This is a genomic window from Arthrobacter globiformis, assembly GCF_030818015.1.
Taxonomy (GTDB): Bacteria; Actinomycetota; Actinomycetes; order Actinomycetales; family Micrococcaceae; genus Arthrobacter; species Arthrobacter globiformis_C.
Window position 1 is genome coordinate 349,064 of the sequence record NZ_JAUSZX010000001.1, and the last position, 23,644, is coordinate 372,707.

Consider the following 23,644-nt stretch of genomic DNA (forward strand, 5'->3'; position numbering starts at 1 on the left):
GACCCGCCAAACGGGTAGCCCGGGGGACGACGGCGTCACCCCTTCGGATGCCGCCGGGTTCCTATACCATCACCGCAGTCCGTGGCTATGTGCCAAGGCAATGGCCTCGGTGCGTGAGCCGACGTCGAGCTTCTTGAACAGGTTCCGCACATGGAACTTGACCGTATTCTCGCTGATGCCCATCTTCGAGGCGATGGTGCGGTTGCGGTTTCCGGCGGCGAGGTGTTGGAGCACTTCGAGTTCCCGTGCGGCAAGGTTCCATCCGGCAACATCCCCGGCCGGGCGTGCCGGCAGGTCCAAGGGGAGCGAGACGAAGACGTCTGCACCCCAGCCTGGCATGACGTCCATCCGCAACTGCCCGGTGAGCGCCTGGACCCGGCGGTCCAGACGGCTGATGCTCGGCGCGTCGGCGGCAAGTGCGCCACGGCCGTCGTCGCGCACGTTGATCAGCAGGTTTTCGCCGTCGCAGTCCCACTGCGTCCGGATTCTGCTGACCTCAGGTTGTTCCATCATGGCCAGCACGAGTCCGCGGACGACTGCCCTTGCCGCGTGGGCAACTTCGCCGGGGAGGGCCCGTCCGTTCAGCGGCGGTTCGATGAACTCGGCCTCAATGCCGCTGTAGCCCGTGAGTGGTCGCAGGTCTTCCCGCAGGCGTTCGAAGGCTTTGGCAACGGGCTCTTCCACCAGGTCCGTCGTGCGGTCGCTGAGGGTGCGCAGCGCGACCAAAGCTTTGGCGGTGAGGTCTGTGGCGATCGTGCGGGCCTCTGCATTGTCCATTGAGGATGAGCGCAGGGCTGCAAGAAGGGTCTCCAGGGTGGTGGAATGCAGATCGGTCAGTTCCGCCGTCACGCGGATGCGTTCAGCCGAGGCCGCCCGGGATTCCAGCAGGTACGACGGCGGCGCATCGGCCACTTTCTCTTGGATCCGCTTCGCAGCGAGGCGCCACAGATATGCCACCAAGTCCAGGCCGGCGTTGTGCCCTGGATCGGACGGCTGAGGATCGGTGAGGACGAGGAGGGCCTGGCTGGAGGCGTGTTTCAGGGCGAGTGCGGACCGGGACCGGCCGGCAAGTTCGGCTTCCCCGAACCAGGGGGTCTCATCCGAAACGGAAGTGCGAAGCGCGTCCAGCTCGGCGATGGAAACCCTTGAAATGATTTCTTCCGCACCCGCCTTCTTCTGCGGCCGCCCCGTGCAGTCTTCGGTGAAGATGACCAGTGCGCTGTTTCCCAGGTAGGGAAGCGTGGCATCACGTAGCCGCTCCGCTATCTGGGTCAGGGGAGCATCCGCGACTGCTGCCACGGAATGCAGCAACGGCCACGGCAGGTCTGAAACGGGCATAGTGGACGCCTTCGTGGGCTGGTGGGTGGCTGCGCTCATTCGGACAGTTTAACGGCTACCCAGTCCTAAAGTGTAGTAAAAACCGTCAGAAAACAGTGTTACACCTACCCATTTGTTTCGGAAGCATGGGAGTCAACCGGAAAGCATCCGTGGCCTCTGCAGGCCGACGACCGAATCAAAGGGGATTAATCGTGAATCCGACAGCAACCGCGACTCGTATCGCAGACAGCACCACAGGTTCAACACTCGACTGGACGGCCGAGGACCAGCGCGCGGTAGACACCGCCCGTGTTTTGGCCGCGGACGCCGTCGAGAAGGTCGGCAACGGCCACCCCGGCACGGCGATGAGCCTGGCTCCGGCCGCTTACCTTCTGTTCCAGAAGCTGATGCGGCACGACCCGAAGAACCCGGACTGGATCGGCCGCGACCGCTTCGTCCTCTCCCCCGGCCACACGTCCCTGACGCTCTACATCCAGCTGTTCCTCTCCGGCTACGGCCTGGAACTGAAGGACCTTGAGGCACTGCGCACGTGGGGTTCGCTGACCCCGGGCCACCCCGAATACAAGCACACCGCCGGGGTGGAAATCACCACCGGCCCGCTGGGCCAGGGCCTGGCCTCCTCGGTGGGCTTCGCGTACTCCCAGCGCCGCATGCGCGGCCTGTTCGACGCCGATGCTCCCGCCGGCGAGAGCCCGTTCGACCACACCATCTGGGTGATCGCTTCCGACGGCGACCTCCAGGAAGGCGTGACCTCCGAGGCGTCCTCCCTCGCCGGCCACCAGGAACTGGGCAACCTCGTGGTCATCTACGACGAGAACCACATCTCCATCGAAGACGACACCGACATCGCCTTCACTGAAGACGTCCTGAAGCGCTACGAAGCCTACGGCTGGCACACCCAGCGCGTGGACTGGACCAAGACCGGCGACTACGTCGAAGACGTCCAGGAGCTGTACTCGGCTTTGCTGGCGGCCAAGGCGGAAACCTCCAAGCCGTCCATCATCTCGCTGCGCACCATCATCGGCTACCCGGCCCCGAAGAAGCAGAACACCGGCAAGATCCACGGCTCGGCCCTGGGCTCGGAAGAAGTGGCAGCATTGAAGAACGTCCTCGGCTTCGACCCCGGGAAGTCCTTTGAGGTGGACGAGGACGTGCTGGCCCACGCCCGCGGCGTCGTCGACCGCGGCGCCCACGCACGCAAGGAGTGGGAAGAGTCCTTCTCGGCCTGGCAGTCCGCCAACCCGGACGCTGCCGCCCTGCTGGAGCGCGTCGAGGCCCGCCAGCTCCCCGCCGGGCTCGAGGCCGCCCTGCCGGTCTTCCCGGCAGGCAAGGACGTTTCCACCCGCGCCGCTTCCGGCAAGGTCCTGAACGCCATCGGCCCGGTCATGCCCGAACTCTGGGGCGGCTCGGCCGACCTCGCCGAGTCCAACAACACCACGATCGAGGGCTCGCCGTCGTTCATTCCGGCCTCCCGCTCCACGGAAGCGTGGAAGGGCAACCCGTACGGCCGGGTCCTGCACTTCGGTATCCGCGAGCACGCCGCCGCCTCGATCGTGAACGGCATCAGCCTGCACGGCAAGACCCGCGCGTTCTCCGGCACGTTCCTGATCTTCAGTGACTACCAGAAGCCGGCGATCCGCCTTGGCGCCCTCATGGGCGTCCCGTCCATCTATGTGTGGTCGCACGACTCCATCGGCCTGGGCGAGGACGGGCCCACGCACCAGCCGGTGGAGCAGCTCGCTTCGCTGCGTGCGATCCCGGGTCTCGACGTCGTCCGCCCGGCCGATGCCAACGAGGTTGGTATCGCGTGGAAGACCATCCTGGAGAACCACGAGAACCCGGCAGGCATCGTCCTGACCCGCCAGAACGTCCCGACCTACGAGCGTGGCGAGGGCGCGGCCGAGGGTGACACCTTTGCTTCCCCGGCCGGTGTGGCCAAGGGCGGCTACGTGCTGGCCGAGGCATCCGAGGACGGCAAGACCGTGGACGCGCAGGTCATCCTAATCGGCACCGGCTCCGAGGTCCAGCTGGCTGTCCAGGCCCGCGAAGCACTGCAGGCCGAAGGCATCGCCACCCGTGTAGTGTCCATGCCGTGTGTCGAGTGGTTCAACAAGCAGGACGCCGCCTACCGTGACGCTGTCCTGCCCGCAGCGGTCAAGGCCCGGGTGTCCGTCGAAGCCGGCCTTGCCCTGGGGTGGAAGGAATTCGTCGGCGACGCCGGCCGCTCCATCAGCCTCGAGCACTACGGCGCATCCGCCGACTACAAGCGCCTGTTCCAGGAATTCGGCATCACGGCAGAAGCGGTTACTGCCGCCGCCAAGGACTCCCTCGCCGCTGCAGCCAACTAACCCACAACGGCGCGCCCGCCCTCACCCGCACAGCGGCCTGTTCCGCGGGACATCCTCTTTCGAAGGAAGAAACAAGCCATGACCAACGCAACACCCACCGCACTGCTGTCCGACGCCGGTTTGTCCATCTGGCTGGACGACCTCTCCCGCGAGCGGCTCGCCAGCGGCAGCCTGCAGAAGCTCATCGACCAGAAGAACGTGGTCGGCGTAACCACCAACCCGTCCATCTTCCAGGCCGCGATCACCTCCGGCACGGACTACGACGCTAAGATCGCCGAACTTGCCGCGCAGGGCGCCGGCGTCGAGGAGACGATCTTCGAGATCACCACCACCGATGTCGCCGATGCCTGCGACCTCTTCGCCCCGATCGCGGCTGCCACCAATGGCGTGGACGGCCGCGTCTCCATCGAGGTGGACCCCCGCCTGGCCTGGGACACCGCCGGCACCATCGCCGAGGCCAAGAACCTTTACAAGAAGGTCGACAGGGACAATGTCCTGATCAAGATCCCGGCCACGATTGAAGGCCTGGAGGCCATCACCGCGGTCCTGGCCGAAGGCATCAGTGTCAACGTGACCCTGATCTTTTCCCTGGAGCGCTACCGGGCCGTCATTAACGCATTCCAGGCCGGTCTGAAGCAGGCCGGGGAAAACGGCCACGACCTGTCCAAGATCCACTCTGTTGCGTCGTTCTTCATCTCCCGCGTGGACACCGAAATCGACAAGCGCCTGGATGCGATCGGCACCAAGCAGGCCAAGGCCCTCAAGGGCCAGGCCGGCGTTGCCAACGCCCGCCTGGCCTACCAGGTGTACGAGGAGCTCTTTTCCACCAAACGCTGGGCAGTCCTGGCGGAGGCGGGAGCTCGCCCACAGCGCCCGCTGTGGGCCTCCACCGGTGTGAAGGATCCGGCCTACCCGGATACCCTCTATGTGACCGAGCTCGTCGCCGCCGGCATCGTGAACACCATGCCGGAGAAGACCCTGGACGCGACCTTCGACCACGGTGTGGTCACCGGTGACACCATTACCGGCACCTACGCCGAAGCCAACACCGTCCTGAACGCCCTCGAACACCTCGGCATCTCTTACAACAACGTGGTCGCACAACTGGAATCCGAAGGCCTGGACAAGTTTGTTGCCAGCTGGAACGAACTGCTGGCCGACGTTAACGGCGCCCTCACCACCGCACGGAAGGCCTCCTAGCCACCGCGCTATCCGTCATCCGTCCTGGCTGCGTGGAGACCCCTGCGGTCTCCGCGCAGCTGGTCACCCAGATCACCGAAAGGCAGACATCATGTCCATTTCACCCCTGAATTGCTGTATCAACCCCAGCATCCTCTCGGCCGACTTCGTCAACCTCGAAGCCGAGTTGGCCCGCATCAGCAACGCCGACGCCGTGCACGTGGATGTCATGGACAACCATTTCGTGCCCAACCTGACCATCGGCCTGCCCGTCGTGGAACGGCTGCAAAAGGTCAGCCCTGTGCCGCTGGACGCCCACCTGATGATTTCCAATGCCGACCGCTGGGCGCCCCAGTTCGCCGACGTCGGCCTGAGCTCGGTGACGTTCCACGTCGAGGCGTCCGACGCCCCCATCAAGCTCGCCCGAGAACTTCGCGCACGCGGGTCCAAGGCAGGCATGGCACTGCGCCCGGCCACCCCGGTGGAACCATACCTGGACATGCTCCCCGAACTGGACATGCTGTTGATCATGACGGTCGAGCCGGGCTTTGGCGGCCAGGCATTCCTGGACGTTGTGCTGCCTAAGATCCGCCGCGCCCGTGCGGCGGTCGAGGGTTCCGGGGTGAACGTAGCCATCCAGGTCGACGGCGGCATCACGGAAGAAACCATCATCCGCGCGGCTGAGGCCGGCGCCAACGTCTTCGTGGCCGGATCGGCCGTGTACGGCAGGCCGTCGCCTGAGGACGCCATCGAGTCGCTGCGGGCAAAGGGCCAACTCGCTTTCGGCGCAACAACACCGCGCCCCGACGACGTCGTATTCCAGCAAGCCTGAAGGACCACTCATGCGGCCGCCGTCGTGGCCGACCAGGCCTCGGGCGTGGACGCCCTCGGGATAGTGCTGGGCGGCTCAGGCAACGGCGAGCAGATCTCCGCGAACAAGGTTTCCACCGGTGGTGCGGCGTACTGGTCCGGTGCCTCCACGAAGGACATGGTTGGATCGGCAAGGACAACCCGTTCGACCTGGAGTTCCACGGCGGTTCGGGTTCCTCGGACCAGGAGATCGCCGACACGTCACCGCACGTAATCCCCGCCAGTGATGTCGATCGTCGCTCCGGTGGTGTGCCGGGAGCGCCCCGACGCCAGGAACGTGATCACCTCGGCGACGTCCTCCGGCGGCTTGACCTCAACCCAGTGGCAGGCCGCTGAGCATTGGATCGTCGGGGGAGATGTGCGCGGAGATATCCGTCGCCACCCAGCCGGGCGCCACGGCGTAGGCGAGGATGTTGTCATTGCCGTACCCGCGGGCGATGCCCTTTGTTAGGGCGAGCAGCCCGCCCTTCGCAGCGCCGTAGGCGAGGTGATCGGCGTCGTCCCCTCGATGGGCCGAGCGGCTGGTGACGTTGACGATGATCCCGCCGCCCCGGGCGGGGAACCCCAGGATCGCCTCGCGGCAGAGGTCGGCAGGGGCCAGCAGGTTCAGCTCGTAATTCGCCTGCCAGCCCTGCTGCCACGCGCCGTCGGCATCGATTTCAGACGCCAGCCACGCCCCGGCATCGTTGACCAGGACGTCGACGCCGCCGCGCCACTCGGCGGCCTCGGCCCATAACCTGCGCCGCTCGGCCGGATCCCGCAGGTGGCCCTGCACCAGCTGCACGCGCTCGCCGAGGCGGTCCGCTGTTGCCCGGGCGGACTCCTTGTCGTTGCCGTAATGCAGGACCACGTGCGCGCCTTCGCGGTGGAGGGCCACCGCCGTCGCGCGGCCAATGCCGCGCGAGGCGCCGGTGACCAGAACCGTCTTGCCCGCCAGCATTCCTTCGCCGCTCACGGATGCGCCGCTCATGCGACGGCCTGCGCGCCGGTGATTTCGACGACCGAGCCGCAGATATACGGCGCCTCGTCCGAGGCGAGGAACGCCACGAGCGCGGCGACTTCGTCGGGCTTGCCGATGCGCCCAAACGGCACGAGCGCATCGAGGTCGGCCACGGTGCGGCCGCTGCGTGCCAGCCCGATTCGAGCATGGGCGTGTGGACCTCACCGGGCGCGACGGCGTTGACCCGGATGTTGTTTGGTGCGTAGTCGCGGGCCAGGTTCTTGGTGAACGCGACGAGGGCGGCCTTGGACACGTTGTAGGCCAGGTGGCCCGGAGCCGGGTAGAGGCCCCACTGGGAAGCGGTGTTCACGACGGCGCCGCCGCCCGCCTCGATCATGTGGGGGAGTGCTGCCCGGAACAGGTGGAACAGCGAGTCAACGTTGACGGCGAAGGACAGGTCCCAGTCATTTTCGCTCAGGGCAAGCAGGTCGCCGCGCCGGTTGACGCCGGCGTTGTTGACCAGGACGTCGAGCCGGCCCCGTGCGTCGACCATCCGCTGCACGGCGGCTTGAGAGGCCTCCGGGTCGAGGAGGTCGAAGACCAACGGCTCCGCGGAAAAGCCCTCGCCAACGAGGATGTCTGCCACCTCCTTGGCCGCTGCCTCATTGACGTCGCAGATGACCACGTGGGCGCCCTCGGCGGCCAGGCGCCGGCTGATGGCCGAACCGATGCCGCCGCCCGCCCCGGTGACCAGCGCAGTCCTGCCGTTGGCCGGAAAGTCCCGCCGTCGTTATTTGCCTTAGTCCTCCAGGGAAAAGATGGTGCGGTGCCAGGCCTTGGCCTTTTCCCCGGTGAGGTCGTACATGACGTGTTTGACCACGGTGTATTCGTCGAAGGAGTAGGTGGACATGTCCTTGCCGAAGCCGGACTGCTTCATACCGCCGTGGGGCATTTCGCTGATGATCGGGATGTGGTCGTTGACCCAGACTGCTCCTGCGCGGATTTCGCGGGTGGCACGCAGGGCGCGGTAGACGTCCTTGGTCCAGGCGGAGGCGGCAAGGCCGTAGGGGGTGTCGTTGGCGAGTTGGATGGCCTCGTCGTCGGTGTCGTACGGGGTGACGGCCAGCACGGGGCCGAAGACTTCGTCGCGGAAGATTTCGCTGTCCGGGGTGGCATCGGCGACGAGGGTGGGCCGGTAGTAGGAGCCGTTGGCCAGCTCACTGTCTTGCTGGGTGTTAGGCATTCCGCCGCCGATGACGCGGGCGTAGCCGCGGGCGCGGTCAACCATCTCGGCGACCTTGTCGCGGTGGGCCTGGGAGACGAGCGGGCCGAGGTCGGTGGCGGGGTCGGAGGTGGGGCCGAGCTTGATCGTGGCGTAGAGGTCCGCGACGCCGGCGATGAAGTCCTCGTACAAGGAACGGTGCACGATGGCCCGGGTGGCTGCTGTGCAGTCCTGGCCGGTGTTGATCAGGCTGCCGGCGACGGCGCCATGGATCGCGGCCTCAAGGTCGGCGTCGTCGAACACCACGAACGGTGCCTTGCCGCCGAGTTCCAGGTGGACGCGTTTGGCGGTGGTGGCGGCGGCGTCCAGGACGGTGCGGCCCACGCCGGTGGAGCCGGTGAAGGAGAGCATGTCCACGTCCGGGTGGCGCAGCAATTCCGCGCCGACGGTGGAGCCGCGGCCAGTGATGACGTTGATGACGCCATCCGGGACGCCGGCTTCGGTGGCGACCTGGGCGAACAGCAGCGTGGTGAGCGGGGTGATCTCGGCGGGTTTGAGCACGATGGTGTTGCCGGCGGCGATGGCGGGCAGGATCTTCCAGGCGGCCATCTGCAGCGGGTAGTTCCACGGCGAGATGGAGCCGATGACGCCGATCGCTTCGCGACGGATGGAGGAGGTGTGGTCCGCGGAGTATTCGCCGGTGGCTTTGCCTTCGAGGTTGCGGGCGGCTCCGGCGAAGAAGGCGATGTTGTCGATGGTGCCCGGGACATCGAATTCGCGAGTGAGGCGGATGGGTTTGCCGGCCTGGCGGGATTCCAGTTGGGCGAATTCCTCGGCGCGCTCTTCCATGAGCGTGGCGAACCGGGTGAGGACGGCCGAGCGTTCGGCCGGGGTAGCCCGGGACCAGGCCGGGAACGCGTCCCGCGCGGCCTGGACCGCGAGCTTGACCTCGTCGCTGCCGGCAACGCTGATGGTGGCGACGGTGGTTCCGTTGGACGGGTCGATGACGTCCGCGGTTTCCCCGGTGGTGCCCTCGAGGATCTTGCCGTTAATGAACTGGCTCACAACTCCTGCTTTCAGTCGTTCGAAAAGTGTTTGCTTAGGCGCCGGGTGCCCAGATGTCGCCCACGGTGTACCCGGTGGGGAAGGGGTCGGTGGGGTCCAGGATCCACTGGCTGTGTCCTGTCACCCAGCCCCGCCCGGTGACGGTGGGGAGGACCGCGGCCCGGCTGCCGACCGTCGTCGTGCCCGTGAGGCGGCCGATGAAATCGCTGCCGATAATGCTGTGGTGGGAGAAGTCTTCCCCGATGGCGAGCTGGCCGCGGGCGTGCAGCGCGGCCATGCGGGCGCTGGTGCCGGTGCCGCAGGGGGATCGGTCCAGCGCACCGGTCCAGGTGGACGGGTCGGACGGGACGAGCTTGCCATTGGACAGCACCACGGTGTTGCGGTCCTGCCGGCCCGGCACCCTGTCCCCGGTGTGCAGCATGATCAGGTTGACGCCGCTGATGAGCGGGTTGTCCGGGTGGCTGACGCTGATCTGCTCCAGCGCGGCCATCTTGATGAGCGCTCCGGCGCGGGCCAGGTCCTTGCCGTTGTCCGGGTGCAGTTCCAGCCCGATGTCGGACGCCTTGGCCTGGGCAAAGAACTGGCCGCCGAACACGACGTCGACGGGAACCGTGCCCAGTTCCGGGACCTCGAGCGGGAAGTCAAGTTCGACGACGAACGCCGGGACGTTCACGACGGTCACCGAGAGGACCTTGCCTTCGTGCACCTTGGCCACCGCCTGGACAGTGCCCACAGCGGTGTCGATGGTGACGACCGTTTCCGGGCCCCGGGCGGAGACGATGCCGGCCTCCAGCACCGCTGTGACGGCGCAGATGGTGTTGGATCCTGACATGGGGGTGAACCCGCCCTGTTCCAGGACGACGATGCCGAAGTCGGAGCCTTCGTTCACTGCAGGCAGGATGATCACCGAGCACAGTCCCGGGTAGCCGCGCGGCTCGTGGAGCATGAGCCGGCGCAGCCAGTCCAGGTGTTCCTTGCAGTACTGCAGGCGCTCCACCATCGTGTCGCCACGGACGAGCCCGGCGGCGGAGGTCAGGATCCGTCCGGGCTCGCCCTCTGCGTGCACCTCGATGGCGTCGAGGGCGAGTCTGCTGGTGGAGCGAGGGCTCATGCTGTCACTGCCGGGATGACGCCCGCATTCTGCAGGATCGCGGCGAAGCGCTCACGTTCCTTGGCGGGGAGGGGCAGGATGGGCAGGCGGGCGGGACCCACCGGGTGGCCGATGAGTTCCAGGCCGGCCTTGATGCCCGCGACATAATTGACCGACTCGAGAAAGTCGCTGATGGCCCAGAGGTGCTTCCACAGTTCGCGGGCGCGGTCCAGGTCCTTCTGCTCGGCGAGGGCTTCCCAGAATTCCACGGCGAGTTCGGGAACCACGCCGGCGGTTCCCCAGACGGAGGCTTCGGCGCCACTGGCGATGCCGAAGAATGTCAGCGTGTCCCAGCCGTTGAAGGCCTTGATGCTGTCGGTGTGGTGGGCCAGCAGTTCTGCCAGCCCCACGGCGTCGTCGGAGGTGTTCTTGATGTAGTCAACGCCATCGATGTGGCCCAGTTCGGCGAGTTCGGCAGCGGTGAGTCGGATGCCGGTGGCGCCGGGGACGTTGTAGTAGACGATCGGCAGGGTGATGGAGCCGGCGACGGCGGACAGGAACGCCCTGAGGGTGGTGAAGTCCAGGGGATCGTAGAACGGCGGGACCAGCATGATGGCGTCGGCGCCGACGGTCTCGGCGTGCTGGGCGAGGTCGATGGCGGCCTGAGTGGAGAGTGCGCCTATGCCTGCGATGACGGGGATGCGGCCGTCGGCGCCCTTGACGTAGAGCTCGATCACGCGGCGGTATTCGTCGGCGGAGAGGGTGGTGAATTCGCCGGTGGTGCCGGTGGGCACGATGCCGTGGATGCCGGCCGAAACCAGGCGCTCCACCTGGTGCTGCAGCGCAGCTTCGTCGATGGCCCGGCCGTCCTCCGTGAACGGGGTGGTGACTGCTGCGAGGATGCCGCGGAGGTCCTTCTTGGTGCGTGACATGTTGTAAGTCCTTTCGTAGGTGAAGTCTTAGCCCGCGTGGTTGCGGGGCAGGAAGCGTGCTGAGGTGAAGGGCAGCAGGGCCGGGCTCTTCCTGCCCTTCAGGATGAGTTTGGTCAGGGCTGCGGCGCTTCCGGGGGCGAGGGTTACGCCGAGCATGCCGTGGCCGGTGGAAACAAACGTGTTGCTGAGGCTGCCCAGGGCGCCGATGACCGGCATGCCGTCCGGGGTCATGGGTCGGATGCCGGCCCGTGGGGTGACGGGTTCGGTGGGCGGTTCCCAGCCCTTGAAGTAGGTGCGCGGTGCCCGCAGGATGGCGTCGATCCGGACCTGGTTGATCTTCTCGTCCAGGCCGCCGAACTCCATGGTTCCGGCCAGGCGCAGCCGGGCGTTGAACGGGGTCACGGCCACCTTGGCGTCGGAGAGGTTCACCGCGCCCTTCAGCCCATAGGCGGGGACTTCGAGGCTGTAGCCCTTGCCCGGCCGTACCGGAATGGGTGCCTTGAACAATTTGGAGAGTGGTCCGGTCCAGGCGCCTGCAGCGAGAACGAACCGGTCGCCGTCGAACTTTTGCTCACCGCTGTGCACGGCGGTGACGGTGCTGCCGTTGAACGTGACCCGGTCGATGGGGGAGTTTTCGATGATCTGCACGCCCATCTCCACGAGCCGCTTGTGCAGCGCCGTGACCATGGCGCCGGGATCGACGTGCCGTTCCTGCGGGAAGTAGATGCCGCCGTAGACGGCGTCGGTGAGCAGCGGTTCGTGGGTCCGGACGGCGTCGCCCACCAGGACCTGCGGGTCCAGGTCGAAGGACTTGGGCAGGTCCAGGTTGTCCAGGTGGTGCTCGAGGTTTTCCTTCTGCGTGAAGGCCATGAGCAGGCCCTCGCTGTGCATTTCGAAGTCCATGCCGTCGGCACGGTACTCGTCGAAGGTCTCGATGGTGTGCTGCGCCAGGCGCAGGTGCCCTTCGAAGCCGGCCCGCTGGTCCTGGAAGTTGGACCGGCGCCACATGTTGAACATGAACTTCAGGAAGTCGGGCTGTACGGACGGGCGGATGTAGAGCGGGCTGTCCGGGCGCAGCATCCATTTCAGGGACTGAAGAACGACGCCGGGTCCTGGCACGGGTGCCGCCTCCGCCGGCACGATCCAGCCGGCATTGACCTCGGAGGCGCCCAGGCCGGTGGCCCGGGCATCGATGACGGTGACGTTCTCGCCCTCCCGAGCAAGGTGGTAGGCCTGCGTGAGGCCGATAACGCCGCCGCCAATTACAACGGTGTGCACTGTGTTTCCTTTCTTGGTCCGCTTTTTAACCCGGCCGGGCTAGAAACGGACGGCGTCCACGAACTTCTTGAGGTCTTCGTTGTCGCAGTTGTCGAATGCGGCTTCCGGAGTGGCGTTGACCGCGATTTCACCGTTGTGGAAGAACACCACGCGGTCGGCTGCCTTGGAGGCAAAGGCCATGTCATGGGTGACGAGGGCAACGGCGATGCCGTCTTCCTCCTTCAGGCGGCGCAGAACGTCCAGGACCTCGGCTGCCACGGGCGGGTCAAGGGCGGAGGTGATCTCGTCGCAGAGCAGGAGCTTGGGCTTCATCATCAGGGCCCGGGCGATGGCGACGCGCTGCCGTTCACCGCCGGAGAGCTGGGTGGGCTTGCTGAGGATGTGGTGCGCCATGCCCACCTCGGCCAGCGCTGCCTCGGCGCGGTCCCGAGTTTCCTTTGCTCCGGCGCCCCGGACTTTGCGGGGTGCCAAGACCAGGTTGTCCAGCACGTTCATGTGCGGCCACAGGGTGTAGGTCTGGAAGACCATGCCAACTTCGGAGCGGACGCTGTCCCATTCCTTGGTGCGCTGCTGTTCGGTGAATACGGTCTGGCCGTCGACGATTATCTGGCCTTCGTCGGGGTCGGTGAGTCCGGCCAGGGCCCGCAGCAGGGTGGACTTACCGGAGCCGCTCTTGCCGATGATGACGGTGATGTCGCCCTTGTTCATCTGGAAGTCGACGTTTTTGAGGATCTGCCGGGGACCGAAGCTCTTCTGGAGGCCGCGGGCCTCCACCAGGACCTGCCCGCTGCCGGCGCGGCCCGGGATGTGCTCCAGAGTTGTCACCTGGGTGCCCTTCTGTTCGCTTCCATCATTGTCCTTCTGCTGGCGGGTGGAAAGCTGAGCGCCGGGTGCCGAGTGGCTCATGCCGGCACCGCCGTCCGTGAGTCTGCCGTCCGTGTATCAGGCGTCCGTGAGCCAGGCATCATGCGGGCGACGAGTTTCCGGGGCGGAGGGGCGCCCATGCCGGAGCTGTTTTGCATCCGGCGTTCCAGTGCGCTGGTCGCCAGGGATACGGGGAAGGCGATCGCGAAGTAGACGATGGCGGCCAGCGTGAAGACTTCCAGGGACCGGTACGTCTGGGAGGAGATGGTGTTCGAGATGAACATCAGGTCCGCGACGGCGATGGTGGAAACCAGGGCTGTGTCCTTGAACAGTGAGATGTTCAGGGACAGGATCACCGGCAGCTGCTGGCGCAGGGCCTGCGGAACGATGATGTAGCGAAGCTGCTGGAAGCGGCTCAGCTGCAGCATCCGCCCGGCTTCGACCTGTTCCACGGGCACGGACTGGAATCCGCTGCGGTAGGCCTCGGCCATGAAGGCCGTGAGGTTGGCCGTCAGCGCGATGACTGCCGAGACCTCACCGGGAAGGGTAACCCCGGTCAGGGCCGGCATGGCGTAGAAGATCCAGAACAGCTGGACCAGCAGTGGCGTGCAGCGGAATACCTCGATGTACGCCTGGGCGGCCCACCGGATGACCTCGATGTTGGACATGCGTCCTACGGCCACGGGGACGGCTAGGACCATGCTGATGGCAATGGTGATGAGCGTGATCTGGACGGTGATTCCCAGGCCCTGCATCATTGCAGGCAATGCCCGGGCAACCACGTCCCAGTCGAAGTTGTAGTTCATGATGTCTTGGCTCCTTGCCGGGTGACTTCTTGCCAGATCATTTCCAGGCAGGTCACTTCTTCTGGAGATCGCCGAGGTTGTCCACCTCGAAGTAGTTGACCTTGGCGTAGGCCTGGGCGAGCTTGCCGCTCTTCTGTGCGCGCTCGATGGCGATGTTCACGATCTGCATCGAACGGGCGTCGACGCCGGCGGGTACACCGTAGGCAGCGGTGCCCGAGTAGATCGCCGGATCAGGGACGACGATCTTCAGCGTCTTGTCTGCCTGGGCCTGGGATTCAGCGGTGGGCAGGTCGGTGAATTCGGCGACGGCCCGGCCGGCCTGGATGGCGGAGATGGCGTTCGAGTAGGAATCCATGGGCATGATCTTGGACGTCAGGCCTTTCAGCGTGGCTTCCGGGGCTGCGCCCTGGGCGGTTGCGATCTGGCCGCCGCTCTGGATGATCTGGTCAGAGGTGGTATGCGGGGAGTTGGCCTTCACCACGAACACGCCGGGGTATTCGTAGACGGGGTTCGTGAAGGAGATCGCCAGTGACCGCTCCACGGTGTAGTCCAGGTTAGCTGCGAAGTCGTAGCGGTTGGCCTGCAGGCCGGCCACGATGTTCTTCCACTCCGCGGCCACCGGCACCAGCTTCACGCCGAGCTGCTTGGCCAGTTCCTCCAGCGGAATAAGGTTGGGGCCGCCCAGCGTGCCGTCGGCCTGCTGGACAGTCATGGGCGGAGCGATTGCGACACCGACGCGGAGCTCGCCGCGCTTCTTGATTTCCTCGATGAACGTGCCCTGCGCGGAGCCGGTAGAAGCGGCGGCGCTGTTGCCACGGAAGCCGCTGCCGAAGAAGCCTGCGGCTGCGGACAGTACCGCGATGGCGAGGACAGCAAGGACGATCTTGCTTGTTTTGGTCATTGTTAAACCCTCTTTACGGGAATGGGGTTACCGGGCTGGCAGCGGCATCAAGGGGCCGTCCGCAGCTCGAAGGAAATTTTGCCGGCGGCATTGGGCGCTGCCGGTGGGGAGGTGGGGGACGGCGTAAGCAGTGTGCCGTCGATACGGTTTGGTTGTTTTATTGTCAAACAATCTGCTTGCTGGTTCAACAGTAGCGTTGTGACCAGAGCCACGTCCAGTGTTTTTTTCGTTCGCCTTGAGCCGGCAGGAAATATTGCGCAATCTGCGCTCCGCGGATGCCCGGGCTGGTGCCCCCGAAACCGGGTGAGGTTGCGGGAAATGTAAATTCCCCGTTACCGTCCGGCCGGTTACGACGGCGGCACGCCGCGCCTTGGTCTTTCTGCTCACCCCCAGCACCCAACTAGGTAGCATTTCAGGGCGTTCTCAGGGCTGGGAAGGCCGTGAGCTGCTACCTACTTTCGTTGTCCTGTGGGGCGGCAAAACTTATTGGTTCCCGCCTGCCATCCGGTGCCCGATCGGCCCTTAAATGTCAGACCCGCTCCCTAGTCTGGGAGTGTCCGGTAGGGGCAGAAGCCGGCAGCTGATTTCAGAAGGCAGTGATTTCAGAAGACAAGTGGTTCGGAAGGCCAGGTTTCCGGGAAGGAGGCGCGGCATGGAGGTCCAAGCGTTCGTCGCCGACGAGACGTGGGTTCCGGCCGTCGACTTCACGGATCACGAGGATTCGCTGCTTACCGGAACGGTGAGCTTTCCGCTCCCCTCCTTCCTCACAGCCGACGAGGCGCTCTCCATGGTGGAGTCGACCGACCGGCTCCTCGCTTGGGCAACAGCCATGAAAATGAGCGCCCTGGCGAGGGTCGAAGAAGCGATTGGCGAAGAATCTCCCCGGCGCCAAGAGAACCAACCGGTGCGGTTTGGCGGGGACGAGGCCCATGCGCTCGCCGTCAGCGAAGTGTCCACCGCCTGTGCCCTCTCGAGAGGCACCGCCGCGCGCCTCGTGAATGATGCCGCGGATCTAACGACGTCCCAGTGGGGAATCCTTGAAGCGGTCGAGGCAGGGGAGATCTCCGAGGCTCACGCCCGGATCATCCTCGACCAGGTCCGCTCCCTGCCTGCCGAACAGGCCGAGAATTTCGCCGCGGCGGCCCTGCAGCGCACGCGGACGCGGCAAGGCCGACGCCGCACCCCGTCCGAGTTGCGCGCATGCCTGGGGCGGCTGCGCGAGAGCCTCCACCCCGAGAGCCTCGCGGCCCGGAAGGCATCTGCCCGGCGCGAACGAGGTGTGTGGTTCTCGCCCGAGCCGGACGGCATGTGCACGCTATCCGCGTTCCTCACGGCGGAAGTCGGGATGGCCATCTTTAATGGGCTCGACCGCGATGCGCGGCTGGCCAGCGCACGGGCTGCAGAGCCCGGGGCCCTTCCTGGGGCCTTCGCTGTTCCTGGACCCGATGCACCTCCCGAATCCGGCACTGCGCCCGATTCCCGCACGCTGTTGGAGCTTCGCGCTGATGCATTCACCTACCGTTTTTTGGGCGCATCTGACGAGTCAGGATCCGGAGCGTTCCGCGCCGAGGTCGTGGTGACCATTCCCGTCGGACTCGTCCTCGGTTACGGTGCCGAACCCGTCGAGACGCTCGCCACGGCTGAACTCAAAGCGGCTGAACTGCAGGCAGTTGAATTCCAGGCGGCCGAACTCGAAGGCTACGGTCCGGTTGACGCTGCCACGGCCCGGCGCCTGGCGGCCATTGCGCCCGCATGGCAGCGGCTCTTCATCGACTGCACCACCGGGCAGGCCCTGGGCGTGGGCCGTGCAGCGTACCGTCCACCGAAGGCGCTGCGCCGGTACCTATATTACCGTGACGGGACCTGCCGATTCCCGGGATGCACGTGCCGGGCCGCCGCCTGCGAACCCGACCACACCATCGAGTGGCAGGACGGTGGCGCCACCGACGCAGGCAACCTCGCAATGCTCTGCCGAAGGCACCACGCGCTAAAGTCCATCGGCGCCTGGAGCTATAGACAGTCGTCCCCAACGGGTGATCTTGAGTGGCGTTCGCCCCTGGGCCGGGAATACAGCACCGAAGCGGCGGATTTCGGCAAAGCCCTTTACCCGCCCAAGGAGCCAGAACCCCCGCCCTTCTAGGGTGGACCGCATTTACGGTGGCCCTGCTTCAGGATGGCTCGGTTTTGCGGTGGCTCGCTTCCGGGGTGGTGGCCGCTTCTGGTCCGGCCGCTCCTAGTCCGGCCGCTTCTGGTCCGGCCGCTCCTAGTCCGGCCGCTTCTGGTGCGGCTTAGTCAAGTGCGAAGACTTGACCGGTCTGGATGCCCTCGACCGACTTCACGTAGGCGCGGCCGACCGTCTCGGCCGGCACCTGCGAGAACCCGGGGAAGAACTCGTGATACCCAGAGGCCTCGGCCAGGACTGTGGGGCTGACGGCGTTGATCCGAATTCCACGTGACAGCTCGGCGGCGGCAGCCATGACGAAGGACTCGAGGGCGCCGTTGGCCAGTGATGCCGCGGCGCCGGTCAGGATGGGCTCGCGGGCGAGGACGCCGCTGGTCAGGGTGAAAGAGCCGCCGTCGGAAATGTACTCGGCGCCGAGCTGCACCAAGTTGACCTGGCCAAGGACCTTGTCCTCAAAGCCGGACCTGAAGTCCTTGTCCGTGAGCTCAGCGAGCGGCTTGAAGGGAACCGAACCGCTGCAGGAGATGACGGCATCTACGGTGCCCACCTGATCGAACATGCGCCGGATCGAGTCAGGTTCGGCCAGGTCCACGCTGATATCGCTTGAGCGGGAGGCTTCGAATACCTCGTGCCGTCCCTTGAGTGCTGCGGCCGCCGCGGAACCGAGAAGGCCGTTTGCGCCAACAATAAGAATCTTCATGGGCTGATACTCCTACTTCTTTTTATCCGGCTGGGGTGCGTCCACACGTTGTTTGTCCAGCAGCGCGATGAGTTCCTTCGCGCTGTCGATCGTGTGTTCGGTGAAGGCTTTCCTGATGACCTCAAGGTCTTTGGTCCGAATGGCTTTGACGAGCTTCTCGTGCACGCGGTGGGCGCGGACGGGGTCTGCGCGGGTTGCCTGGTCCTGGGCAAGGATGATGGTGACGTGGGCTTCGGTGACGGGCCATAGGCGGAGCAGCAGCGCGTTCTCGGACGCGGCCCAGAGCTTGCGGTGGAAGGCCACGTGGCTTTCATGCCGCACTACCGGGTCCGGGTCCATCTCCACGCGGCTGTATTCGGCCCAGCTTTCCTCGACCATGCGCAGGCGGCGCCCGGTTTCGTCTTCAATGATCGCGGTGACCGCGAGCATGTCCAGCGCCATGCGGGTGTTTGCCAAGTCCATGATGGACGTCGTATCCAGGGTGGCCACGCGGAGCCCGCGGTAGGGCTCCTGCACCAGAAGGCCTTCCTGCGCCATCTGGTTCAGCGCCTCGCGGACCGTGGGCCTGCTGACATTGAGCCATTCGGACAGCTGGACTTCGGTCAGTTTTTCACCCGGTTTGATGGTGCCCAGCACCACCGCGCGGCGGATTTCGTTGACCACGCCGTCCCGGCGGGAAACGGAGGCCACGGGCGACATTCTCACAGGCAGGGATATCGGTTCGGGTGACAGGTGCGTTTCCGCCATGTGCTCCCCCAATTGCTAGGTTCTGGTCTGCGTTGCATGCAGATTGTCTGACAAAGTTTAGCTCTTTACCCACCCCCGAGTAAATGGTGCGACCCGAAGTTTTATTGCCGCCGGGCCTGCGCAGTCAGCCGTTCCGGCTTGGCAGCCAGAGGGAGGGTGAACCGCCGATCGCGGGCATGACGCTTCCCTGCCCCACGAACCACGGGGCGAGGCCGGGCTCTGCGGGCGCGGGTTCTGCAGACTCGGACTGCAGCGGGTACCACCATCCGGTCTGAGGGCAGTGCTCGCCGGTGCGGACGGCGGTGGCTTCCCGTTGTGTGGCGGCAGTGGCGGGGCGGCGTCGTTTCATAGGGCTCCTGGGTGGGCGTGCTGGTGACATCACCGTAGGGCCACGCGGGACGCCGTCGGGCGTGTACATATGTCGATCCACACCTGACGGGCGTGACAAATGTAGGGAGCTGACCGCCATGCGGCTTAACTACCGTGGCTAGTAAGCCGTCCGGCGCCCCTGCCAACAATCCTGAAAGCGAGAAGAAGCGTGTCAGAAAACCAGGAACTTCCCGTACTGTCCCACTGGATCGGGGGAGAAGAAGCACTCTCCTCCGGTGACCGCACCGCGCCGGTCTTCGACCCCGCCCGCGGCACCGAGACCAAGCGGGTGGCCCTGGCCAACGCCGGCGACATCGAGGCCGCCATCTCATCCGCACAGAAGGCCTTCCCGGCCTGGCGCGGCCTGTCCATCACCAAGCGCCAGCAGATCATCTTCCGCTTCCGCGAACTGCTGAACGAGCGCAAGGGCGAACTGGCCCAGATCATCACGGCCGAGCACGGCAAGGTCGTCTCCGACGCGCTGGGCGAAATCACCCGCGGCCTGGAGGTCGTGGAACTGGCCACCGGCTTCCCGCACCTGATCAAGGGCGAGCACTCCGAGAACGTCTCCAGCGGCGTGGACGTCTACTCCACCAAGTCACCCCTCGGCGTCGTGGGCATCATCAGCCCGTTCAACTTCCCCGCGATGGTGCCGCTGTGGTTCCTGCCGATCGCCATCGCAGCCGGCAACGCCGTGGTCCTGAAGCCCAGCGAAAAGGACCCGTCGGCGGCCAACTGGCTCGCCGAGCTGTTCACCGAAGCGGGGCTGCCGAACGGCGTTTTCAACGTCCTGCACGGCGACAAGGAAGCCGTCGATGGCCTCCTGGAGCACCCTGACGTGAAGGCCATCTCCTTCGTCGGGTCCACCCCGATCGCCCAGTACATCTACGAGACCGCCGCACGCAACGGCAAGCGCGTCCAGGCTCTCGGCGGCGCCAAGAACCACATGCTGGTCCTGCCCGACGCCGACCTCGACCTGACAGCCGACGCCGCCATCAACGCCGGCTTCGGTTCCGCCGGTGAACGCTGCATGGCCATCAGTGTCGTGGTCGCCGTCGAGCCCGCCGCCGACGAACTGATCGAAAAGATCACCTCCCGCATGGCCACGCTGCGGATCGGCGACGGCCGCCGCAACTGCGATATGGGCCCCCTGGTCACCCGCCAGCACCGCGACAAGGTGGCCTCCTACATCGATGTCGCCATCGAGGATGGCGCCAAGGTGGTGGTGGACGGCCGCGGCATCAACGTTGACGGCGACGAGAACGGTTTCTGGCTCGGCCCCACCCTGATCGACGACGTCCCGGTCACCTCCCGCGTCTACACGGAAGAGATCTTCGGCCCCGTCCTGGCCGTGGTCCGCGTCCGCAGCTACGAGGAGGGCCTGGATCTGATCAACTCCGGTGCCTTCGGCAACGGCACGGCGATTTTCACCAACGACGGCGGCGCAGCCCGCCGCTTCCAGAACGAGGTCGAAGTGGGCATGGTGGGCATCAACGTGCCCATCCCCGTGCCCGTGGCCTACTACTCCTTCGGCGGCTTCAAGGACTCGATCTTCGGCAGCTCCAAGGCGTACGGCCTGCAGGGCTTCCAGTTCTTCACCCGCGAAAAGGCCATCACCTCCCGCTGGCTCGACCCCAGCCACGGCGGCATCAACCTCGGCTTCCCGCAGAACTAAGCAAGTGAATCCACGGCAGGGTCTCCGGCGCACCGCTGGAGGCCCTGCCGCTTTTCAACCCTCCCGCAACTGAGTCTCTTCCAGGAACTGCACCGCGGCGAACAGCTCCAGCCGGTCTCGCATGCCGTCCAGGTTCAGCCCGAGGATCCTGCCGGCCGCGTCCACCCGGTTCCGCAGAGTGTGGCGGTGCACCCCAAGGCGCCGGGCCGTCTTGTCCCACACGCAGTCGTTCGCGAACCACTCCCGCACAGTGGCCAGCAGCTCAGCCTGCTCCGCCGCGTCGTGCGCGATCAGCGGCTGCAGCAGTCCGCGCGCCACAGGACCGGCCTTCTCCTCGCGCAGCAGGCCCAGCATCCCGCCGTCGGACAGTTCGGAAAATTCGATGGCGGTCCTCCCCAGTTCTGCGGCGCGCCGCAGCGCGCGGGTGGCTTCTTCCAGGGCGCCGGAAAGCCCCGCGATCGCCGTCTCGGCGGAAACACCGCAGGCGCCATGCCGCTGCAGCAGCTCCAGAACCTTGTCCTGGTGCTGCCGCCCGGCCATGACCACCAAAAGGTCGCCGCGCAGGGCATAGAACACCGCGCCCCGGTAGTCGTCGGCGAGCAGTTCCAGCGCCTCGAGCAGGTTCGGTGCCGGGTTCTCCTGCCGCGAGGCGGTCACCAGCAGCGGTTCCCGCGGCAGCTGTCCCCACACCTGCCGCGCCGTTCTAGCCGCGACGTCGGTGCTGCCCGCCAGCAGCTGCTCGAAGACACCGGCGCGGAGGTGCCTGCGGGCGGTATCGAGGGTGCGCGTCTGCTCAAGCGTCAGGCTGGCCAGACCGATCACGCTGTTGACGATGTCCGTCCGTGCCGGGTCCAGGGGCTCGATGGCACCCAGGGCCAGCGCGCCGCGGAGGCTGCCCTTCCGGCCAAGAGTCTGCAGCGTCACGGACTGGCCCCCGATGAGCAGATGCGAGGCGGAACGTGTGCCCAGGTCCAGGGCATTGCGGACCTTCGCCGTGACCTCGCCGGCAATGTCGGAGGGAACCGGACGGTTCCTCGCCATCCGGACGTAGTTGCCCGCGGCGTCGTAGAGAGCCACCCAGCTGTGCAGCTGGCGTTCCAGCTCCCCGAGGATCGAGGTCAGCCCGTCCGGGCGGAGGGCCGCGCGGGAGATGGCGCGCTGTGCCTGCAGCGACCATTCCGCCCGGGCATGTTCCTCCTTGGCCAGGTAGTCGGCCACCATGCGGATGATCGCGATGAACGGCGTCCGGTCCGGGACCTCCAATAGCGGCAGCCCGTGTTTCCGGCAGGCTTCCTCCAGCGCCGGCGGCAGCGTCCCGTGGATCACCTGCGTCGCGAACCCCAGGCCCGCGATGCCATGCCCCACCAGGCGCCCCACGTACTCGTCATAGGTGGAGCCATTTGGCTTGGTGTCCATCGGGAACTGTGTGCCGTCGGTGAGCAGCAGCTGCCCGGCGTCAAGGAACGGGGTGGGATCCGCCAGGTCGGAGCTGTGGACCCAGGTGATTGGCTCGTCGAGTTGGGCGGATCCAGCTTCCGGCATCACGAGGCGAAGCTTCAGCGCGCGGCTGCGGAGGAGGACGTTCAGGCTTGGCGGCATGCCGGACCCCTAGGATGTGAAAACGTCGAATCGGATTGGACTGATTGTACAAAGGTATAGGGGGTTGCGTCGGGCGTGGACCGGATGATGAAGGAAGTCCCCATCCATCCACCGAGAGGAACCGTCATGGGCGCCAGCCAGGAAACCCTGTTTGCAGCAGGCATCAATGCCGCAGTCACCAACGCAGCCGCCAGCGACGCTGCTATCTCCAACGCCGACGTCGTCGCCCTGGACCGGGCGAACGTCTTCCATTCCTGGTCGGCGCAGAAGTCCCTCACCCCAATGGCCATTGCCGGCGGATCCGGCAGCACCGTCTGGGACCACGACGGCAACACCTACCTGGACTTCTCCAGCCAGCTGGTGAACACCAACATCGGCCACCAGCACCCCAAGGTCATCGCCGCCATTGCGCAGCAGGCAACCAGCCTGGCCACCGTCGCGCCGGCCCACGCCAACCACGTCCGCGGCACGGCTGCAGCCAGGATCCTGTCCCACGCCCCGGCCAACATGGAGAAGGTCTTCTTCACCAAGGGAGGCGCGGACGCGAACGAAAACGCCATCCGCATGGCCCGCCTGCACACCGGCCGCGACAAGGTCATCTCCCGCTACCGCTCGTACCATGGCAACACGGGCTCGGCGATCGTGGCCACCGGTGACTGGCGCCGCATCCCCAACGAATACGCCCGGGGCCACGTCCACGTTTTCGGCCCGTACCTCTACCGGTCCGAATTCTGGGCAGAGACGCCGGAACAGGAGACCGAGCGCGCACTGCACCACCTGCGCCGCGTCGTCCAGGCCGAGGGGCCGCAGTCGGTCGCAGCCCTCCTACTCGAAACCGTCCCCGGCACGGCCGGCATCCTCGTCCCGACCCCCGGCTACCTCGAGGGCGTGCGCGAGCTGTGCGACGAGTACGGCATCGTGATGATCCTCGATGAAGTCATGGCCGGCTTCGGACGCACCGGCGACTGGTTCGCCCTCGACGCGTTCAACGTCACCCCGGACCTCATCACCTTCGCGAAGGGCGTGAACTCCGGCTACGTCCCGGTGGGCGGCGTGATTATCTCCGGCGACATCGCGGCCACCTTCGACGAGCGCGTCTTCCCCGGCGGGCTGACCTACTCCGGCCACCCCCTCGCCGCAGCCTCAGTCGTAGCGTCCATCGAGGCCTTCGAGGAAGAGGACATCGTCGGCAACGCCGCGCGGATCGGCCGCGACCACCTGGAACCCGGCCTTCGTGCGCTTGCCGAGCGCCACGGCGTTATCGGCGAGGTCCGCGGCCGCGGCGTCTTCTGGGCGCTGGAACTCGTCCAGGACCCGTCCACCCGGACGCCGGTTTCGGCCGACTACATGGGCCGGCTCAAAGCAGAACTCCTGCGCCTGGGTCTGCTGCCCTTCATCGCCGACAACCGCATCCACGTCGTCCCGCCCGCCGTCGTGACGCCCGGGGAAGTGGCCACGGCCCTGAACATCTACGACCAGGCGCTAACCGCCGTCGTGGGGTGAAACTATGCCGGCCGGTGCGTGACGATCAGCCCGCTG

General features: G+C 66.2%; 20 protein-coding genes and 2 pseudogenes. 7 read left to right on the plus strand and 15 right to left on the minus strand.

The annotated features are described in order from the left end of the window. Window positions 1–69: 69 nt before the first annotated feature. Window positions 70–1,377 (minus strand): helix-turn-helix transcriptional regulator, encoded by a 1,308-nt coding sequence (locus QFZ23_RS01640; RefSeq protein ID WP_373427834.1) that lies wholly within the window; start codon window positions 1,375–1,377, stop codon window positions 70–72. A 152-nt stretch (window positions 1,378–1,529) separates the two neighbouring features. On the opposite strand from QFZ23_RS01640, the gene tkt reads away from it, so the two are divergent. The 4 genes and pseudogenes from tkt to QFZ23_RS01660 all read left to right on the plus strand — a co-directional run. Further along, on the plus strand, window positions 1,530–3,686 hold the full coding sequence (gene tkt / locus QFZ23_RS01645) for a transketolase (protein ID WP_373427835.1): 2,157 nt from the start codon (window positions 1,530–1,532) through the stop codon (window positions 3,684–3,686). 78 nt (window positions 3,687–3,764) lie between these two features. Next, window positions 3,765–4,886, plus strand: a complete 1,122-nt coding sequence (gene tal / locus QFZ23_RS01650) for a transaldolase (protein ID WP_306920218.1) — start codon at window positions 3,765–3,767, stop codon at window positions 4,884–4,886. A 91-nt stretch (window positions 4,887–4,977) separates the two neighbouring features. Next, on the plus strand, window positions 4,978–5,697 hold the full coding sequence (gene rpe / locus QFZ23_RS01655) for a ribulose-phosphate 3-epimerase (RefSeq protein WP_306920219.1): 720 nt from the start codon (window positions 4,978–4,980) through the stop codon (window positions 5,695–5,697). Window positions 5,698–5,709: 12 nt separating this feature from the next. Next, window positions 5,710–5,847: pseudogene (locus QFZ23_RS01660) on the plus strand (ribose-5-phosphate isomerase); the annotation flags it as partial. 201 nt (window positions 5,848–6,048) lie between these two features. Here QFZ23_RS01660 and QFZ23_RS01665 read toward each other — a convergent pair. The 10 genes and pseudogenes from QFZ23_RS01665 to QFZ23_RS01705 form a co-directional block, all read right to left on the minus strand. Continuing rightward, on the minus strand, window positions 6,049–6,705 hold the full coding sequence (locus tag QFZ23_RS01665) for an SDR family NAD(P)-dependent oxidoreductase (protein ID WP_306920220.1): 657 nt from the start codon (window positions 6,703–6,705) through the stop codon (window positions 6,049–6,051). After that, window positions 6,702–6,848, minus strand: a complete 147-nt coding sequence (locus QFZ23_RS01670; protein ID WP_373427836.1) for an SDR family oxidoreductase — start codon at window positions 6,846–6,848, stop codon at window positions 6,702–6,704. The genes QFZ23_RS01665 and QFZ23_RS01670 overlap by 4 nt, the downstream gene beginning before the upstream one ends. Before the next feature lie 35 nt (window positions 6,849–6,883). After that, window positions 6,884–7,429 (minus strand): annotated as a pseudogene (locus QFZ23_RS23675) (SDR family NAD(P)-dependent oxidoreductase); the annotation flags it as partial. 45 nt (window positions 7,430–7,474) lie between these two features. Continuing rightward, window positions 7,475–8,962: a gamma-aminobutyraldehyde dehydrogenase gene (locus QFZ23_RS01675; RefSeq protein WP_306920221.1), complete on the minus strand. Its 1,488-nt coding sequence runs from the start codon at window positions 8,960–8,962 to the stop codon at window positions 7,475–7,477. Window positions 8,963–8,996: 34 nt separating this feature from the next. Next, window positions 8,997–10,073, minus strand: coding sequence for a proline racemase family protein (locus QFZ23_RS01680; protein ID WP_306920222.1), 1,077 nt, complete (start codon window positions 10,071–10,073; stop codon window positions 8,997–8,999). Next, window positions 10,070–10,984 carry a dihydrodipicolinate synthase family protein gene (locus QFZ23_RS01685; protein ID WP_306920223.1) on the minus strand — a complete coding sequence of 305 codons (915 nt, stop codon included), beginning with the start codon at window positions 10,982–10,984 and terminating at the stop codon, window positions 10,070–10,072. The genes QFZ23_RS01680 and QFZ23_RS01685 overlap by 4 nt, the downstream gene beginning before the upstream one ends. A gap of 27 nt (window positions 10,985–11,011) precedes the next feature. Continuing rightward, entirely contained in the window at window positions 11,012–12,262 is a 1,251-nt protein-coding gene (locus QFZ23_RS01690) for an NAD(P)/FAD-dependent oxidoreductase (RefSeq protein WP_306920224.1), read from the minus strand. A 39-nt stretch (window positions 12,263–12,301) separates the two neighbouring features. Further along, a complete protein-coding gene (locus QFZ23_RS01695) occupies window positions 12,302–13,168 on the minus strand; it encodes an amino acid ABC transporter ATP-binding protein (RefSeq protein WP_306920225.1) in 867 nt (288 codons plus the stop codon). Continuing rightward, window positions 13,165–13,932, minus strand: coding sequence for an amino acid ABC transporter permease (locus tag QFZ23_RS01700; protein WP_306920226.1), 768 nt, complete (start codon window positions 13,930–13,932; stop codon window positions 13,165–13,167). Before QFZ23_RS01700 ends, QFZ23_RS01695 begins: the two co-directional genes overlap by 4 nt. 52 nt (window positions 13,933–13,984) lie before the next feature. Then, a complete protein-coding gene (locus QFZ23_RS01705; RefSeq protein ID WP_306920227.1) occupies window positions 13,985–14,833 on the minus strand; it encodes a substrate-binding periplasmic protein in 849 nt (282 codons plus the stop codon). Between the two features lie 652 nt (window positions 14,834–15,485). Between QFZ23_RS01705 and QFZ23_RS01710 the strand changes: the two genes are divergently transcribed. Continuing rightward, window positions 15,486–16,973, plus strand: a complete 1,488-nt coding sequence (locus tag QFZ23_RS01710) for an HNH endonuclease (RefSeq protein WP_306920228.1) — start codon at window positions 15,486–15,488, stop codon at window positions 16,971–16,973. A gap of 148 nt (window positions 16,974–17,121) precedes the next feature. Here QFZ23_RS01710 and QFZ23_RS01715 read toward each other — a convergent pair whose 3' ends face one another. From QFZ23_RS01715 to QFZ23_RS01725, 3 genes are all read right to left on the minus strand, one after another. After that, window positions 17,122–17,715, minus strand: a complete 594-nt coding sequence (locus tag QFZ23_RS01715) for a short chain dehydrogenase (protein ID WP_306920229.1) — start codon at window positions 17,713–17,715, stop codon at window positions 17,122–17,124. Between the two features lie 12 nt (window positions 17,716–17,727). After that, window positions 17,728–18,414 (minus strand): GntR family transcriptional regulator, encoded by a 687-nt coding sequence (locus QFZ23_RS01720; RefSeq protein ID WP_306926612.1) that lies wholly within the window; start codon window positions 18,412–18,414, stop codon window positions 17,728–17,730. A 172-nt stretch (window positions 18,415–18,586) separates the two neighbouring features. Beyond that, window positions 18,587–18,811 carry a hypothetical protein gene (locus QFZ23_RS01725; protein ID WP_306920230.1) on the minus strand — a complete coding sequence of 75 codons (225 nt, stop codon included), beginning with the start codon at window positions 18,809–18,811 and terminating at the stop codon, window positions 18,587–18,589. A gap of 189 nt (window positions 18,812–19,000) precedes the next feature. On the opposite strand from QFZ23_RS01725, the gene QFZ23_RS01730 reads away from it, so the two are divergent. Next, entirely contained in the window at window positions 19,001–20,506 is a 1,506-nt protein-coding gene (locus QFZ23_RS01730) for a CoA-acylating methylmalonate-semialdehyde dehydrogenase (protein ID WP_306920231.1), read from the plus strand. A 54-nt stretch (window positions 20,507–20,560) separates the two neighbouring features. On the opposite strand, the gene QFZ23_RS01735 is transcribed toward QFZ23_RS01730, so the two are convergent. Next, window positions 20,561–22,105, minus strand: coding sequence for a PucR family transcriptional regulator (locus QFZ23_RS01735; protein WP_306920232.1), 1,545 nt, complete (start codon window positions 22,103–22,105; stop codon window positions 20,561–20,563). Between the two features lie 126 nt (window positions 22,106–22,231). On the opposite strand from QFZ23_RS01735, the gene QFZ23_RS01740 reads away from it, so the two are divergent. Continuing rightward, on the plus strand, window positions 22,232–23,608 hold the full coding sequence (locus tag QFZ23_RS01740; protein WP_306920233.1) for an aspartate aminotransferase family protein: 1,377 nt from the start codon (window positions 22,232–22,234) through the stop codon (window positions 23,606–23,608). Window positions 23,609–23,644: the final 36 nt, after the last annotated feature.